Origin of the sequence: Caballeronia sp. GAWG2-1, assembly GCF_023631405.1 — a bacterium.
Classification (GTDB): domain Bacteria; phylum Pseudomonadota; class Gammaproteobacteria; order Burkholderiales; family Burkholderiaceae; genus Caballeronia.
Map to the genome: position 1 here is coordinate 206,088 of NZ_JALQDD010000026.1, position 15,740 is coordinate 221,827.

The window sequence follows — 15,740 nt, forward strand, 5'->3', positions numbered from 1 at the left end:
GGCCTTCACGCGTTATCGCGACAACGCAAAAATTTGCCTTACAATCGTTCCCTACTCTGACAAGCACGTCCAGCGTACACATGAACGAGCGTAAATCGCATGGTCTCGCCGACCGAATCTACAGCGATATCCTCAACAGCATCATGGAAGGCGAATTCAAGGAAGGCGATCGTCTTCTGACAGAACACGCCCTTGCCGAACGCTTTGCGACCTCGCGCCCGACCGTGCGCGAGGCGTTGGCGCGACTACGCGCGGACGGCATCATCGTCACGCGGCGCGGATCGGGCACTACTGTCGGTCGTCGTCCAGACCCGGATGTGCGGCGCTTCGCTCCGTTAGAAACGCTGTCAGACATTCGCCGATGCTACGAATTTCGTGTAGTCACGGAAGCAGGCGCAGCCGAGCTTGCCGCGCTTAAGGCGGATGACGACGACATCCGCGCCATCGAAGCCGCCTGGGAACAACTCGAACGCGTGGTGGAGGCGCAAGAAGGCATTGGCGCGAAAGACGACTTCGCGTTCCATCTTGCGGTCGCAAAGGCATCAAAGAATCAGTTCTTCATTACGGTGCTCTCGTTTATCGAGGAGCAGATTGTTTTCAGCATGAACCTGTCGCGAAACCTGTCGCTCGTGAAAACAGTCGAGCGGCAGCGTCTCGTCCAGCGCGAGCATCTGGATGTGCTCGATGCCATTCGTGCTCGCGATTCGTCACGAGCCGGCGAAGCTATGAAGTCTCATCTCGAAAATGCGCTGAATCGGATGTTTGGCAGTTAGGCGTAGATGTCATACGACCGTATCGATAGATTCGAGGGGAAACCCTAGTTAACAGAAAAGTTGTTTGACAACTTTGGGGTGCCTTGCTACTTTGGATCGTTCCAGACGACAACCGCGAGGCGCCGTGAACATCCAACCGATTACCGTAAGTGAGTTTTCCGAGTCCGTCATGGCCGTGCCGCCGCTCGCACGAAATGTCGATTACTCGTTGAATCCTCATGCAAACCGCAAGCTGGTCGAGCATATAGAAGCGGGCGGCGTGCGTACGCTCCTATACGGCGGCAATGCGAATCTTTATCACGTTGCCGTGAGCGAGTACCGCGAGTTGCTTGACATGCTTGCCGAGATTGCGAGGCAAGAGACGCGCGTAATTCCCGCCATCGGTCCGGACTACGGAAAAATGCTCGACCAGGCGCACATTCTTTCGCAGACAGACTTCCGTACCGCGATGGTGCTCCCGCTTGCCGGTTTCACGACGCCACTGGGCGTGGCGACGGGCCTCAAGCGTCTGGTCGATGCAGCCGGCATGCCGTTCACGCTCTATATCAAGAGCGAAGATTATGTCGATGTCGATACGCTCGCCGCACTCATCGATGACGGTACGTTGCTGGCCGTCAAGTACGCGATTGTGCGTGCCGATCCCGCCGTCGATCCGTATCTGCTCCGCCTGCTGCAAAGCGTTCCGGCCGCGAAAGTCGTGTCCGGTATGGGCGAGCGCCCGGCGATCACCCACGTGCGTGAATTCGGACTCGCTGCGTGGACAACGGGCTCGGGCTGCATCGCGCCTAACGCGGTGACGGCGTTGCTGCACGCCGTGAAAACCGGTCGCATGGACGAGACTCGCCAGCTTTATAACCGCTTCCTCCCGCTCGAAACCCTACGCGACGAAATCTCGCTCATCCGCGTCCTGCATGACGCCGTGACGCTCTCGGGCATCGCGGATATGGGGCCGCTTCTGCCGCTTCTGAGCGGCTCGCCCGAAGCGGCGTTGCCTGCCGTCGCAAAGGAAGCGCGCGACCTCGTTGAAATGGACCGCGCCATCGCGCGAGTGCGTAATGCGGCGCCTTCACGGGAAACGCCAGTTAAAAGCGGTTAAACAAGTCGCTCGGGGTATATCCCGAGAGCGCGCAGCAAACATCGGCAGACAAAGCGTCAACGCCTGTTTGACCCGGTTGGGAAACAAGATCTGCTTCCGTCGATTTGCTTGACATACGATGATCGCGTTAGCTATTTTTCAACTTCCGAAGTAAAAGGAAGCATTGCGCGGCTGCGCTGCAGCGTGCGAAATCGCGGAAGTATCGAAAAATCAGAGCAAGCAAACCCAGGCCGGGCACCAATAAAACAACCGGCCTTGCGAAAGACGTGAGGAGACGAAATGGCTTTCAAGGCAGGACTGTCAGTGAAACTGGCGGCGGTATGCGTCGCCGTCAGCGCGACCTTTGCGGCGGGCGGGGCGAATGCGGCCGATCCGGTATCGATCAACATCGTCGACGTTGCGGGCAATCTTCAACTGACGCAGAAGGGGTTCGAAGCCTTCAAGGCGAAGTATCCCGATCTCGTTTCCAGCATCACCTTCACGAACGCGCCCGCGCCGCAGTTGCCGGGCAAGATCAAGGCGATGCAGGGCGCGGGCCGCTCGGACATCGACCTCGTCGTGACGGGCACGGATGCGCTCGCGGCCGGCATCCAGCAAGGTCTGTGGGAAAAGCTGCTGCCCGACAACGCCAAGGCGTTCCCCGGTGTGCTCGACAAGTACGCACCGGGTCCGCGCAAGATGCAGGACATCGCGCAAGGTTACGGCCTGGAAGTCACCTACATGCCCGCGGGTCCGCTGCTCGAATACAACCCCGCAAAGGTCACCGACGTGCCGAAGACGCCGGATCAACTGCTCGCGTGGTGCAAGGCGCATCCGAACAAGCTGATCTACGCGCGCCCGGCGAATTCCGGTCCCGGCCGTACCTTCCTCATGGGTCTGCCGTATGTGCTCGGCGACAAGGACCCGACCGATCCGGTCAACGGCTGGGACAAGACCTGGGCCTTCCTCAAGCAACTGAACGACTGTATTCCCTACTATCCGGGCGGCACGTCGGCGGTGATGAAGGAACTGGGCGAGGGCACGCGTGACATGACCGTGACCGTGACGGGCTGGGACATCAACCCGCGCGCGCTCGGCATCGTGCCGGCGGAATTCAAGGTGCAAGCCTTCGACAACATGACCTGGGTGAACGACGCCCACTACATGGTGATCCCGAAGGGCGTGCCCAAGGAAAAGCTCGACGTGCTCTACAAGCTGATGAACTTCATGCTCGAGCCCGCGCAGCAGGCACTGACATACGACGACGGCTATTTCTATCCCGGCCCCGCCGTAAAGGACGTGCCGCTGTCGGCCGCGCCCGCCAAGAGTCAGGAAGTGATTCAAAAGTTTGGCCGGCCGGAATACGCGAAGTTGCTTGCCGACCGTCCGCACGTCGTGCCGCTCAACGCGCAGGCGATGGTCGCCGCGTTCCAGAAATGGGACCGTGAAATCGGCGCGGCGAAAACGAAGTAAGCATCGACGCCAGGCATCGATACCGCGTCATTGATAAAGCGGCGGCGCTCCTCATCGGACGCCGCCGCTTCGCACAAGGGTTTCGCCATGAAGCATGATTTTGAGCAGTTGCGTCTCGACTCGGTCTCGCGCAGTTTCACCAATGCGGAAGGGCAGCAGCTCGCCGCGCTGAAAGGACTCGACCTGAACATCCAGCGCGGCGAGTTCATCGCGCTGCTCGGGCCTTCGGGTTGCGGCAAGTCGACGGCGCTGAACTGCATCGCCGGTTTGCAGCCTTTGACGGGCGGCGGCATCTGGCTGGACGACAAGCGTATCGACGTGTTGCCGCCCGAGAAGCGCGGCTTCGGCATGGTGTTTCAGAACTACGCGCTGTTTCCGCATATGTCGGTGCTGGATAACGTCGGCTTCGGCCTGAAGATGCGCGGCGTCGCGAAGGCGGAAGCCACCAAGCGCGCCAAGGCCGCATTGAATCTCGTGCAACTGATCGGGCACGACGCAAAGTTGCCCGGCCAGTTGTCAGGCGGCCAGCAGCAGCGCGTGGCGATTGCGCGCGCAATCGTGATCGAGCCGCCGCTCGTCCTGATGGACGAGCCCTTGTCCAATCTCGACACCAAGTTGCGGATCGAGATGCGCGCGGAAATCCGCCGCATTCACGGCAAGCTCGAACGCGCCACCATCTACGTGACGCACGATCAGGACGAAGCGCTGTCGATGGCCGACCGCATCGTCGTGATGAAAGAGGGGTCGGTGCAGCAAGTGGCCGCGCCGAAGGAAGTCTATTCGCGGCCGAAGAACCTGCATGTCGCGCGCTTCATGGGCTTTCGCAATGTCGTGCCGTTCACGCTCGAAGGCACGCAGGGCGAATCCGTCGCGGTCACCGCGAACGGCGTGCGCTTGCTCGGCATGCCGATGGAAGGCTTCGACAGCAAGAACGTCAGCGTCGCGCTGCGGCCCGAAGACATGGAACGCGCCGCGCCCGGCGAGCCGAACGCGTTCGACGCGCTCGTCGAGATCGTCGAATACGGCGGCCGCGATTCGCTCGTCATCGTGAACACGGCGTTCGGCAAGCTGTGGGCGCGCATTGCGGGCGAGTACAGCGAAGGCGAGCGCATCACGTTGCGCGTTGCGCCTTCGAAGACGCTCGTGTACGGAGAAGACAAATGATCGCCACGCTTCCCGCTCAGCGCGATCCGAAGGGCTGGCTCGTCGCGCCGGCGCTGATTTTCATCGTCGCGCTCTTCATCTATCCGTTCGCCTACGGTCTCATGCTGTCGTTCAATCCGATGAACGGCGGCAGCGCGTGGGCCAACTACATCACGTTTTTCACCGATACGTCGATGTGGCCGACGATCATCGTTACGCTCAAGCTCGCGGTGCCGGCGACGCTCATCAACGTCGGCGTCTCGGTGCCGGTCGCATTTGCGTTGCGGCGCTCGTCGCCGTATCAGAAATTCGCGACCACGCTGCTCGTCATTCCGGTGACGCTCGGCACCGTGCTGATCGCGGATGGCATGCTGACGTACTTCAGCCCGAACGGCTGGTTCCCGCAAGCCGTGCAGGCGTTGCATCTCTATGGCGATGAAGTCCGGCTCACGCATAACTACTGGGGCGTGCTGATTTCGCTCATCGTGTCGGGCTTTCCGTTTGCGTTTTTGCTGACGCTTTCGTATGTGACGGGCATCGACCCGACGCTTGCGCGCGCGGCCGCCACGCTCGGCGCAAGTCCGTGGCAACAGTTCCGGCAGATCTACTTTCCGCTGTTGCTTCCCGGTCTCACGATGACCGCGTGCCTCTCGTTCGTGCAGGCGTTCTCGGTGTTTCCGTCGGCGGTGCTGCTCGGCGCGCCTGCGGGTCCCACGCGCGTGATCTCGATCGCCGCATCCGAAGCGGCGTTCGAGACTTACGATTACTCGCTGGCATCGACCATCGCCCTCGTCATGGGCTTCGTGCAGTTGCTCGTGGTGGGCGGCATGCTCGGCGCGCGGCGCTTCTTCTATACCGGTCCTGTCACCGGAGGGAAGGGATAATGGCTACCGACAATCGCGCGACCCAGAACTGGCCGGCCGCCACCCTCGGCGAAGCATCGAAGCCAGGCAAGAACATGAAACAACGCGCTAGCTTGCCCGACCGGTTGTGGAAAGCCCTCGTCTGGGCGACGATGGGTTTCTTCCTCTTGAACGTGCTGCTGCTGATTGCGACCGTCGCGGTGAATTCGGTCGCGACGCGCTGGTTCGGCACGCTCTTGCCGCAAGGTTTCACGCTGCACTGGTACGCGCAGGCGTGGAGCGACTTTCAATTGTCGAGTGTGCTGCTCGTCACGATGGAAGTGGTGGGCGCGGTCGTGCTGCTGTCCATCGTGCTGGGTGTGCCCGCTGCGTATGCGCTTGCGCGCGTGCAGTTTCCCGGCAAGCGCTTCGCCATGCTCGTGTTTCTGCTGCCGCTGATGGTGCCGCCCGTCACCTACGGCATTCCGATGGCCACCGTGATGTACAAGTTCCATCTCGCCGGCACGCTCACGGGCGTGATCCTCGCGAATCTGGTGCCCGCGCTGCCGTTCGTGATTCTTGTGATGACGCCGTTCATCGAGCAGATCGATCCGAATCTGGAATCGGCGGCGCGCATCTTCGGGGCGAACACGACGCGTTACTTTCGCTATGTTTTGCTGCCGCTGCTCGTGCCGGGCATGCTCGCGGCCGGTTTGCTCGTGCTCGTGCGCACCATCGGCATGTTCGAGCTGACGTTCTTCACGGCGGGACCGACCACGCAGACGCTCGTCGTCGCGCTCTACTACGCGGTGTTTTCGACAGGCGTGCGAGCGCCGCAATCCATCGACGCCATGGCGATGATCTACATGGCGATCACGCTGATCTGGGTGCTGATCGCGCTGCAGTTCGTGAGTCCGACGCAACTGGTTTCGCGCGTGAAGGAGCAGCGGCAGTGATGGGACCGCGTGATGTCGTGGCGCTCGCGGCCGAGCCGCGTCTGACGATTGCGAGTGGGCCGCATGTCATCGAAGTGGCGCCGTCGGCGGGCGGGCGCATCACGCGCTTCGCCACCGGATTCGCCGGCGGTCTGCAAGACTGGCTCGTGCCGATCACGCTTTCAGGCTGGCCCGCCGATACCTGGCCGAAAGGCGGCAGCTATCCGCTCGTGCCGTTTTCGAATCGCGTGCGCGATGCGCGCTTTCCGGCACCGGATGGCGAGCGCGTCGAGTTGTCGACGTTTCCGGGCATGGCGCACGCGCTGCATGGCTTCGGGCAATACGCGGCGTGGCAGGTCGAGCGCCATGACGCGGATTGCATCGTGATGCGTTATGTGCATCGCGAGGACGAGCATGGCTGGCCGTGGCCGTTCGAAGCGGAGCAGGTCATCCAGGCGAACGCCGAGGGTGCGCGGCTGTCGATGCGCGTGTTGAACCGTTCCGCGCGGCCGATGCCGGTCGGCATGGGTTTTCATCCGTATTTCGCGGCGCAGGAAGCCGAACTGGATGCGAGTATCGACTGGCGGCATGAAGGCGAGATTGCGGTCGAGCCATCGGGGGAAGCGCCGGCGCGCCGGCATCGACGAGAAGAGGAAGGGTACACGCGCTATCTGAGCGGATGGAGCGGCCGCGCGACGCTAAATTTCGCCGACGGCCGCACGCTTTCGCTCGACGCCGGCGACACGCTCGACCACGTCGTCGTGCATTGCCCGGCCGGTGCGGGCTATCTGTGCGTCGAGCCCGTGTCGCACGTGAGCGATGGTTTCAATCTCGACGCACGGGGCTTGCGCGGGACGGGCGTCGCTGTCATTGCGCCAGGTAGTGAAAAAGCGGTGTCGCTCGTGATGGCAACCGGCGTGAGCCGGGACGAACGCCCGGCCGGCGCCGGCGCCTGACGCGCGCCGCCAGGGCGTGCCGCATGCGCGATGCATTGGCCGGCAACACGCCCCCGGCTAAAAGGCAAGCATCCCTGTTCATGCGGCACCTCCCGTTCGAGCGTCAGCGCGTGGCCGGCGCGGAGAAAAATGCCTCGACCATTTCGACGATGCGCCACGTCGAACATGGTCTGCGGCAATGCGCGTCGAAGCCGGCTTCCTTCAGCGTCTGCACCGGATCGGCGGGTAAAACGTTGCTGAGGGCGACGAGCAGCCGCCCGGTGACATCGACATCCATGCGCAGCGTGCGGATAAAGACGTAGCCGGACTCACTGTCCAGACTCGTATCGACGATAAGCGCCTGCGGCTTCCAGCTATTCACGAGCGCGCGCACCGACTTGAGATCCTGCGACAGAATGACCTGCAAGCCCTTCAGGCGAAGCTGTACGGCGAGCGATTCACCGATCGATTTATCCTTATGAGCCACCAGCACGCGCCGAGGCGCATCGCCCGTGTGAGCCCGCTTCATTCGCCACAACGCGAACTCCCGTTCGTTGTTGGCTTGACTGCTTGACATCTCATCCTCCCGGTCTTGGTTGATCTCTTGGTTGATTCGATGCCGAGCATTTTTGACCGGCCGTGCTTTGTCCAACACCCGGCACGGGTAGGGGTTCGGGGGATTTTGGGAGACTGCCGAATGTATCCCTGCGAAGGGAGGGTGGAAGTCAATCAGCGAACGCGTAATATCGGAACCGTTCTCGGAGCTTTGCAATGGAAAACGGTTATTTCAAAAATGTATTGCTGGTAGAGGACGAAGGGCTGACCAGGAGCGCGATGAAAAGTCTCATTTTGGCGAACGAGCCTTTGCTTGAAATCGACGAAGCGGATGGTTTCGAGCAGGCTAAGGCCAAGTTGTCGGCCAACTCGTATGACCTGATGTTTCTCGACTACCACTTGCGCGGTCAGACCACGGGTATGGATTTGCTCAACTGGATCCGCGAGGAAGATCGCGAAATTCAGACGGTCATGCTTTCAGCCCAGGACGACCGCGATACGGTGCTCGAGTGCATCAAGAACGGCGCGTGCGGATTCATTTCCAAGGGTAGCGAACAGGGCGCGGGCGTGTTCCGCGAGGCGCTCAAGACTATCCTGAACGGCCGCGTCTATCTGCCGAACACGGTACTCGGCAAGGGCGGTCATAGTCCGCGTCCGGTCACGCCTCACGCTGGGATTACCGTCGAATCGCTGGACTTGCCGCCACGGCTTACCGAAACCTTGCGGTATCTGCTGCAGGGGTTATCGAATAAGGCGATCGCGCGGAAGATGAATATCAGCGAAAACACGGCGAAGGAGTATTCCAGCGACTTGCTGGCGCGCTTTCACGTCACGCGGCGCACGTTCCTCATCGTGGAAATGGCGCGGCGAGGAATCGAGATGCCGATGAGCAATACGTCGTCGGCTTCCTGAGGCGGTTCTCTGCCAATACTGCGCGGGCGCACCGAGAGGGCGTCCGCGTTGTCGTTTAAGTTTAGGAAAATCCGTCGCAAAAGCGCCGCGTCCCCATTTCTCAAAATTCGGACGAATCCGACGACGGTGTTAAGGTAGAGCCCGTTTATTTCAAGACGGGAATCTGCAGGTGAATAGCGGTTCGAGATTCAGCACACTCCGGCGCGGCGGCGCAGCTTACGCGGTAGCGATGGCGCTGGCCTTGGCACTTGGCGCTTGCGCGCCCCTTCCGCAACAGGTCGATGCCGATGCGGCCGCCGCGGCATCTGCCGCGTCCGCGGCTCAGGCAGCACAGGCGGCGCGTGCTGCCGCCAAGCCCGTGGCACCGTCCCCGCCGGGCGAGCAGCGTATCGTGATCGGCGGCACTAGCGGGTTCCACACGACCGTGAAGACCATGCCGCCCTCGCAAGTCTGCGATACCGACGCTTTCGCCGACGGCGTGCGCTACGGCTACGCGCTCACCTGGAATCGGCTCATCGCTGAGGCGGCGCGCAGCGGTGGCCGCGTCGACAAGCGCAAATTCGATGCATCCGCCGTGCACTCGCAGGACGACCAGTACAAGATCCAGTGGGACGGCAAGGAGCGTACTAACGCGTGCGCGTCGGATGGTTATCTGATTGGACGCATCGTCGGCACGCACCTCGCAGGCTTGAACTTGCGCGACGGCAAGCCGTCTTGAACGCCTTCTAGTTGCTTAGTCGCAAAGGTGGGCCGCAGTCACATAGCGGCTCGCGACCGCGATATCCCCGTAAATCGTGTAGCCGGTGCCGCCCGCGGATTGTTGCGCGACGGCCAGCACGGTCGATGCACCGCCTTTTCCCGCCACCGAAACCGCTTCGGTATCCGCGCTCAGCGAGTATTCACGTACGCGCCCGCCAATCGGCATCCACCTGGCCTTGGCGCATTCCACGAAGTCGTAGGGCGCGCGCTGCGAAGTGCCGGAACCGATCGGCACGGTCTTGATGAGGGCGTCGTCCGTGCTTGCGCAGGATGCGAGGACGAGGGCAAAACACGTTGCTGCACAGGTTGTGACAATTTTTCTCATAATTCCGATGACTTTCTCTGCAGTATCCGCTTAATCTGCGCCCCGTGCGCCGAAACTGGCGTGCCGATGCGGTGGCCGTCGATCGTAACCGCAAGGCTGACGAACCGTAGACCCGCCAGTTCTTGCTATTCGAGCACGGTCGGCCGCTTGCAAAACCGCTCCAGCTTACGATTTCCACGTTCTTACCCGTGGTTGTCCCAATATTAGTCAAGTTGGGTCAACCGTCGCCGTTATACAGGCGTTTCTCGCTCTGAAGCCTTTTGTATGGCGCGAGCACGGGCGGCAAGTGTAGACGAGCCGAACGAGCGCTGCGACCGCGCAAGGTTGCGCGGTTCCCGATAACGATGATCAGCGCTCGCGCCGGGCAGTATCCCTGCCCACGCGAGCGCGGGCAAGTTCCAAAGAACGCATGTCTCGCAGAAAGTTGTTCTCCCGGCTTCGCGCCACGTCGATGCCCGCTCGTTTCAGCGGCATCGTTTCCGATCCTCAGCGGCTCGCCGCGCCTGCGCTCACGGTAATCGTCGGCGTGTTGCTGCTCGTGGTCTTCGAGCATCTTTCGCGCGCGGTCAATTATCAGTCGGTGATGCACGCGCTGCGAGCGACGACGCCGCAGGCGTGGCTCGCGGCGCTTTGCGCGACCGCGCTCAGTTTCGCCGCGCTCGTGGGACGCGACGCCGTCGGTTTGCGGCACATTGGCGTGAGCGTGCCGCGTTCGCTTCTGTGGGTCGGCGCGACGGTGGGATCGGCGCTCGGCAACGTGACCGGCTTCGGCGCGCTGACGGGCGGCGCCGTGCGCTGCCGCGTGTACGGCGCGGCCGACGTCACGCCGGCTCAGGTTGGCCGCCTCTCGGTCTTCACGGGCGTCACGCTCGCTTTGTCGCTCGCCTTCATGGCTGCGGCCGGCATGCTGTTCTCGGCGGGCACGCTCGCCGGCATGATGCATCTTTCGCCAACGATCCTGCAGATCATCGGCGCCGCGCTGCTCGCCGTGTTCGTCGCGATGCTCGTCTTTTGCGGCCGCGCGCCGCGCACCTTGCAGTCGCGCTGGAAGTGGCTCGCGTTCACGGTGCCGTCGCGCCGCGATTTCTTGGCGCAAACAGCGCTTGCCGTCGTCGATGTGTTCGGCGCCGGTCTCGCACTGTGGGCGCTGTTGCCGGGCGCGCAGGTCGGCTTCGGCGAATTTATGACGGTGTTTTCGGCGGCCATGTTGCTCGGCATGATCGGTCATACGCCGGGCGGCGTGGGCGTATTCGAAGCCGCGATGGTCTTCGCGCTCGGCAGCAGCGCCCGGACGCCGGACGTGCTCGCCGCGTTGCTCGCGTATCGTGCGATCTACTTCGGCCTGCCGCTGATCCTCTCCGCCGGTGTGATGACCGCGTTCGAAGGCCGCGCGCTCAAGGGCAGCTTCGGCTTCCTGCGTCCGAGCCGCGTTTCGCAACTCGCGCCGCTGTTTCTGTCGATCGTGACCTTCGCGGCTGGCTCCATGCTCGTCATCTCCGGCGCCACGCCCGCTTTCAAGATCCGCATTGCGTTCTTGCAGACCGTGCTGCCGCTGTGGGTGCTGGAGAGCTCGCAGCTGCTCGGCAGCGTGCTCGGCGTGCTCCTGTTGTTCGTCGCGCGCGGCCTGATGCGCCGTCTCGATGCGGCGTGGTGGCTCGCGCTCATGCTCGCGGTGGCGAATCTGGCGCTGTCCCTCGCGAAGGGTCTCGCGTTCGTCGAGGCAGGCGTGCTCGCGGTCCTGATCCTCCTGCTCGTCGCGACACGCGAGCGGTTCAACCGCCGCTCGTCGCTGTTCGCCGAGCGCTTCACGGCGACTTGGCTGTTTTCTATCGGCATGGTGATCGCAGTTGCCGTGTGGATCATGTTCTTCGCTTTCCGCGACGTCGCCTACAACACCGATCTCTGGTGGCAGTTCGCTTTCGACGACCGCGCGCCTCGCGCCTTGCGTGCAACGCTCGCGGCGGGCGTGTTCGCGTCGGCGTTCGCGGTGTGGCAACTGCTGCGTCCGGCGGCAGGCCGTTTCGAGAAACCCGCGCCGCAAGATCTCGCCGATGCCGCGCGCATCTTCCGCGCGCAGGAGCGCAGCGACGCCGGTCTCGCGATGATGGGCGACAAGAGCTTCCTCTTCTCCGAGTCGCGCCAGGCTTTCCTGATGTACGCGAAACACGGCCGCACGTGGGCCGCGCTGCACGATCCGGTCGGGCCGCGCCACGAGTGGGCCGCGTTGATCCGTCAATTCGTCGCGCTCGCGCATTCGCACAACGGCCGCGCGGCGTTCTACCAGGTGCGCGCCGATGCCTTGCCGCTCTATCTCGACGCCGGCCTCACGCTGATGAAGCTCGGCGAGGAAGCGCACGTCGCGTTGTCGGAATTCGATCTGAAGGGCTCGCATCGGTCGCATCTGCGTTATGCGTTGAAGCGCGGCGAACGTGATGGCTTCGATACCGAAGTGATCGATCCGTCGCGTGTCGCCGAATGCATGCCGATGCTGCGCGCCATCTCCGACGACTGGCTCGACAGCCGTTCCGCGCGCGAAAAAAGCTTCTCGGTGGCGGCGTTCAACGAGGATTATCTGGCGGCGCAGTCCGTGTTGCTCGTGCGTCAGCAGGGCGCGCCGGTCGCCTTCGTCACCTTCATGACGACGGACATGAACACCGAAGCGACCGTCGGCGTGATGCGCCATGTCGCCGAGGCTTCGCCGTACGCGATGGAATATCTCTTCACCAAGCTCGCGCTGCATCTGAAGGAAGCGGGCTTCAAGTCGCTGTCGCTCGGTATCGCGCCGCTGTCGGGGATGGAGCCGACGCCCCTGGCATCGCATTGGCATCGGCTGGCGGGCCTTGTGTGGCGTTTCGGCGGGCGCTTCTACAACTTCCGCGGTCTGCGCGGATTCAAAAGCAAGTTCCAGCCGCGCTGGGAACCGCGTTACCTCGCGGCGTCCGGTTCGGTTGGCGTATTTTTCACTTTGGCGGACCTCTCGCTTCTGGCGGGAGGCTGGCGTTCATGATTTTGAATAGCAAGAAACTGATTGCGGCGGCGCTTGCCGGCATGTCGATGCTGGGCGCGGCTCACGCGGCATCCACGATTTCGGGTGGCACTTATGGCCAGGTCACGCTCACCAAGCCTTCGGGCGACATGACCGGCTTCGTCGTCTTGTTCTCCGAGAAAAGCGGCTGGAATGCGAGCGATCAGCAAGCCGCCGATGCGCTCGCCGCGAAAGGCGCGATGGTCGTCGGCGTCGATACGCCGCGCTACGCCGCCCGCCTGACCGCGGAAAAAGAGAAGTGCCACAACCTCGTCGGCGACGCCGAGAGCATGAGCCATCAGCTCGAACGCACGGTGCAGGCGAGCCACTATTACTCGCCTATTTTCGCGGGCACGGGCCAAGGCGCGATTCTCGCCGAGCAGGCGCTCAAGCAGGCGCCGGACAATACGGTTGCGGGCGCGATATCGCTTGCGCCGGATACTCAACTCGACGCGCGCTTTAATCCGTGTCCGCCCGACCCGACCATCATCCACGCGAAGGGTTTGCCGGGCTTCATGGCGCGCGATGCGGTGCAGCCGGGCCGCGGCAAATCCGATGCGATCGTCGCGATGGCGGCGCCGCATCTGAAGAAGGCGGAAGTCGCGGGCGAGCATGACGTGTCCGATCTGCCGCTCATCGAGTTGCGCGCCGCGCAGCCGACGGATTTGCTTGCCATCGTCATTTCCGGCGATGGCGGCTGGCGCGATCTCGACAAGACGATGGCGCTTGCGCTACAGCGCGATGGCGTGTCGGTGATTGGGATCGATTCGCTGCGCTATTTCTGGAGCGAGAAGTCGCCGCAGCAAACGGCGGCGGATATCGCGCGCGTGGTTCGCACTTACAACGCGCGCTGGCATACGAGCCATGTGGCGCTGGTTGGCTATTCGTTCGGCGCGGACGTCATGCCGTTTGCCTACAACCGTTTGCCGGACGACGTACGCGGTCAGGTTTCGTATGTCTCGCTGATGGGTTTTTCGCCGTCGGCGGATTTTCAGATTCGCGTGACGGGTTGGCTCGGCATGCCGGCAAGCGACAAGGCGCTCAAGGTACGGCCCGAACTCAACAAGCTGCCGCCGGCGCTCGTGCAGTGTATCTACGGCGAGAAGGAGGAAGATACGCTGTGTCCGTCGCTGACGAAGACGGGGATCGAGGTGGTGAAGCTGCCAGGCGATCATCATTTCGGCGGCGACTACGATGCCTTGGCGCGGCGCATTCTCGCGGGATGGCGTAAGCAGATCGCGGCGCGAGGAGAGCAGGCGCAGACGGCTTCGCGGTAGGCGGGTCGTTCGAGTTTGGTTTGAAAAGCCGAAGCGCGATGGGTCGCGTTTCGGCTTTTTTGCGTTTGCGGGCTGCGCTCTTGATTAATGCGGGCGCTTCGTTCGAGTTCGCTCGTTGGTGCGGTTCGAGAGTCAGGGCGCAAGGCGAGCGCCAGTTTCCCGAGCGTCGTCGTTCACGATTCAGCGTCATCGTCTACCATGACCGGACCCTACACGCGGAGTCCGGCATGTCTCTCATCGATCATCTCGACCATCTCGTCCTCACCTGCGTCGACGTGGAGGCGACCAAACGCTTTTACGTCGATGTGCTGCAGATGAAGCTCGAAAGCTTCGGCTCGGACCGTCTCGCGTTTCACTTCGGCAATCAGAAAATCAATCTGCACGTGCGCGGTTCCGAATTCGAACCGAAGGCGCATCTGCCGGTGCCGGGCGCGCTCGATCTGTGCTTCATCGCCGCCGTGCCGCTCGACCGGGTGATCGAACGGCTCGCGCAGATGAACGTGCCGATCATCGAAGGTCCGGTCGAACGAACCGGCGCGACGCAAAAATTGCGCTCGGTCTATGTGCGCGATCCGGACTACAACCTGATCGAGATTTCCGAACTCATTTGAGCGGACCGAGATAGTCCAGCTTGCCGATAGGCGCGCCGAGGTGACGCAGGATGTCGTGCGTCGTCACGACATGGAAGTAGAAATTCGGCAGGCCGAAGCCGAAGAGATAATCGACGCCCGAAAACGATGGTTCGAAGTTGGGAAACTTCATCGTGACGGTGCGCGTTTCGCTGTCGGCCAGTGTCTCTTGCTGGATGCTCTTCAGAAACACGATGGTCTTCGCGATGCGCTCTTGCAAAGCGGCAAAGCTGTCTTCGTTGTCTTCGAAACGCGGAGCTTCCGCGCCTGAAAGACGCGCGGCGGAAAGCTTGGCCGTATCGCTTGCACGCTGAATCTGCGCGGCGAGCGGCAGCATGTCGGGGGCGAGACGCGCGTTGATTACATCGGCGTGGGTGAGGCCTTTTTCATCGGCGAAGGCGGCGCCTTTTTCCAGCAGGCTGGCGCAGACCTCGAGTCCGCGAATGAACACGGGAATCGACGCGCGATACATCGAGAGTGACATGGGAGAGCGCTCCTTTTTTGGTTTGTGATGCGGGTGGGGCTAGCGTAGGCGTTTTCGAGTTGCCTCAATCATGGCCGCCGCGCCGAGTATGTCGGCGGGGCATAAGCATAGCGCTGTGAGGTGCGGGCTGCTGAAGTGAATCGGCGAGCCGGCTTGGTCCGTCGTGTTGCGGACATGAAAGCTTGAACGGCTGGCTGCGACGCTTTCCATGAACGGCGATTCGGCGTGCCACGCCGCGAGAACCGCATTCTCACCCAGACGCCTCACCATGTCTCGCGTTCCACTCCCGAAGTCGTTCTTCGTAACGCTCCAGCGCTTCTTCATAAAGATCGAACACGCAAGGATGGCAGCCGCTTTGGCAGCAGTCTTCCGGCAATGGACGTTCGGGGGGCGCAGGGCGCGGGTCGTCGGTAGGGGGCATCTCTCGCTGTGGGGAATCTCATCGGGTCATTGTGCATTGCATGTTGCATGCAACATGCCGCATGCAAAATGCTTCGTCACCCAGGAGCGCACGGTCGTCTAAATTTTGGCGGCGGCCTGCGAACGCCGAATGCGATACTTTCGCGCGAGGCATTCTACAAACCGCGTCGATCGGACA

Annotated in this window: 16 protein-coding genes; 12 read left to right on the forward strand and 4 right to left on the reverse strand. The window is 62.3% G+C overall.

Features of this window, described 5'->3' with window-relative positions; all coding sequences use genetic code 11:
* Positions 1 to 80: 80 nt before the first annotated feature.
* The 7 genes from NCR98_RS16130 to NCR98_RS16160 all read left to right on the forward strand — a co-directional run bounded on the left by NCR98_RS16130 (position 81) and on the right by NCR98_RS16160 (position 7,197).
* Complete coding sequence (locus NCR98_RS16130; protein WP_244828317.1) at positions 81 to 773, forward strand: FadR/GntR family transcriptional regulator; 693 nt, start codon at positions 81 to 83, stop codon at positions 771 to 773.
* Between the two features lie 124 nt (positions 774 to 897).
* Positions 898 to 1,869, forward strand: a complete 972-nt coding sequence (locus NCR98_RS16135; RefSeq protein WP_502799755.1) for a dihydrodipicolinate synthase family protein — start codon at positions 898 to 900, stop codon at positions 1,867 to 1,869.
* Between the two features lie 279 nt (positions 1,870 to 2,148).
* A complete protein-coding gene (locus tag NCR98_RS16140; protein ID WP_250493305.1) occupies positions 2,149 to 3,321 on the forward strand; it encodes an ABC transporter substrate-binding protein in 1,173 nt (390 codons plus the stop codon).
* Between the two features lie 87 nt (positions 3,322 to 3,408).
* On the forward strand, positions 3,409 to 4,485 hold the full coding sequence (locus NCR98_RS16145; RefSeq protein ID WP_244828315.1) for an ABC transporter ATP-binding protein: 1,077 nt from the start codon (positions 3,409 to 3,411) through the stop codon (positions 4,483 to 4,485).
* The gene (locus tag NCR98_RS16150; RefSeq protein ID WP_250466860.1) at positions 4,482 to 5,348 is read left to right on the forward strand and encodes an ABC transporter permease; all 867 of its coding nucleotides are present in this window, start codon (positions 4,482 to 4,484) and stop codon (positions 5,346 to 5,348) included. The genes NCR98_RS16145 and NCR98_RS16150 overlap by 4 nt, the downstream gene beginning before the upstream one ends.
* The gene (locus NCR98_RS16155; protein ID WP_250526657.1) at positions 5,348 to 6,262 is read left to right on the forward strand and encodes an ABC transporter permease; all 915 of its coding nucleotides are present in this window, start codon (positions 5,348 to 5,350) and stop codon (positions 6,260 to 6,262) included. The genes NCR98_RS16150 and NCR98_RS16155 overlap by 1 nt, the downstream gene beginning before the upstream one ends.
* Positions 6,262 to 7,197, forward strand: a complete 936-nt coding sequence (locus NCR98_RS16160) for an aldose epimerase family protein (protein WP_244829705.1) — start codon at positions 6,262 to 6,264, stop codon at positions 7,195 to 7,197. The genes NCR98_RS16155 and NCR98_RS16160 overlap by 1 nt, the downstream gene beginning before the upstream one ends.
* Positions 7,198 to 7,300: 103 nt before the next feature.
* Here NCR98_RS16160 and NCR98_RS16165 read toward each other — a convergent pair whose 3' ends face one another.
* The gene (locus NCR98_RS16165) at positions 7,301 to 7,753 is read right to left on the reverse strand and encodes a response regulator (RefSeq protein WP_244828312.1); all 453 of its coding nucleotides are present in this window, start codon (positions 7,751 to 7,753) and stop codon (positions 7,301 to 7,303) included.
* Between the two features lie 194 nt (positions 7,754 to 7,947).
* Here NCR98_RS16165 and NCR98_RS16170 point away from each other — a divergent pair, with 194 nt between their 5' ends.
* Positions 7,948 to 8,643, forward strand: a complete 696-nt coding sequence (locus NCR98_RS16170) for a response regulator transcription factor (protein ID WP_284503325.1) — start codon at positions 7,948 to 7,950, stop codon at positions 8,641 to 8,643.
* A gap of 229 nt (positions 8,644 to 8,872) precedes the next feature.
* Positions 8,873 to 9,361: a hypothetical protein gene (locus NCR98_RS16175; protein ID WP_250526658.1), complete on the forward strand. Its 489-nt coding sequence runs from the start codon at positions 8,873 to 8,875 to the stop codon at positions 9,359 to 9,361.
* A gap of 15 nt (positions 9,362 to 9,376) precedes the next feature.
* On the opposite strand, the gene NCR98_RS16180 is transcribed toward NCR98_RS16175, so the two are convergent.
* Complete coding sequence (locus NCR98_RS16180) at positions 9,377 to 9,637, reverse strand: hypothetical protein (protein ID WP_250466865.1); 261 nt, start codon at positions 9,635 to 9,637, stop codon at positions 9,377 to 9,379.
* Between the two features lie 499 nt (positions 9,638 to 10,136).
* On the opposite strand from NCR98_RS16180, the gene mprF reads away from it, so the two are divergent.
* The 3 genes from mprF (at position 10,137) to NCR98_RS16195 (ending at position 14,640) form a co-directional block, all read left to right on the forward strand.
* Positions 10,137 to 12,734, forward strand: a complete 2,598-nt coding sequence (gene mprF / locus NCR98_RS16185) for a bifunctional lysylphosphatidylglycerol flippase/synthetase MprF (protein ID WP_250493308.1) — start codon at positions 10,137 to 10,139, stop codon at positions 12,732 to 12,734.
* The gene (locus tag NCR98_RS16190) at positions 12,731 to 14,029 is read left to right on the forward strand and encodes a virulence factor family protein (RefSeq protein ID WP_284503862.1); all 1,299 of its coding nucleotides are present in this window, start codon (positions 12,731 to 12,733) and stop codon (positions 14,027 to 14,029) included. The genes mprF and NCR98_RS16190 overlap by 4 nt, the downstream gene beginning before the upstream one ends.
* 227 nt (positions 14,030 to 14,256) lie before the next feature.
* A complete protein-coding gene (locus tag NCR98_RS16195; protein WP_250466870.1) occupies positions 14,257 to 14,640 on the forward strand; it encodes a VOC family protein in 384 nt (127 codons plus the stop codon).
* Here the strand turns inward: NCR98_RS16195 and NCR98_RS16200 are convergent.
* Together NCR98_RS16200 and NCR98_RS16205 are read right to left on the reverse strand one after the other, a co-directional pair.
* Positions 14,633 to 15,142, reverse strand: a complete 510-nt coding sequence (locus tag NCR98_RS16200; protein WP_250466872.1) for a DUF1993 domain-containing protein — start codon at positions 15,140 to 15,142, stop codon at positions 14,633 to 14,635. The two genes, NCR98_RS16195 and NCR98_RS16200, sit on opposite strands and share 8 nt — an antisense overlap.
* 250 nt (positions 15,143 to 15,392) lie before the next feature.
* On the reverse strand, positions 15,393 to 15,563 hold the full coding sequence (locus tag NCR98_RS16205) for an oxidoreductase-like domain-containing protein (RefSeq protein ID WP_250509987.1): 171 nt from the start codon (positions 15,561 to 15,563) through the stop codon (positions 15,393 to 15,395).
* Positions 15,564 to 15,740: the final 177 nt, after the last annotated feature.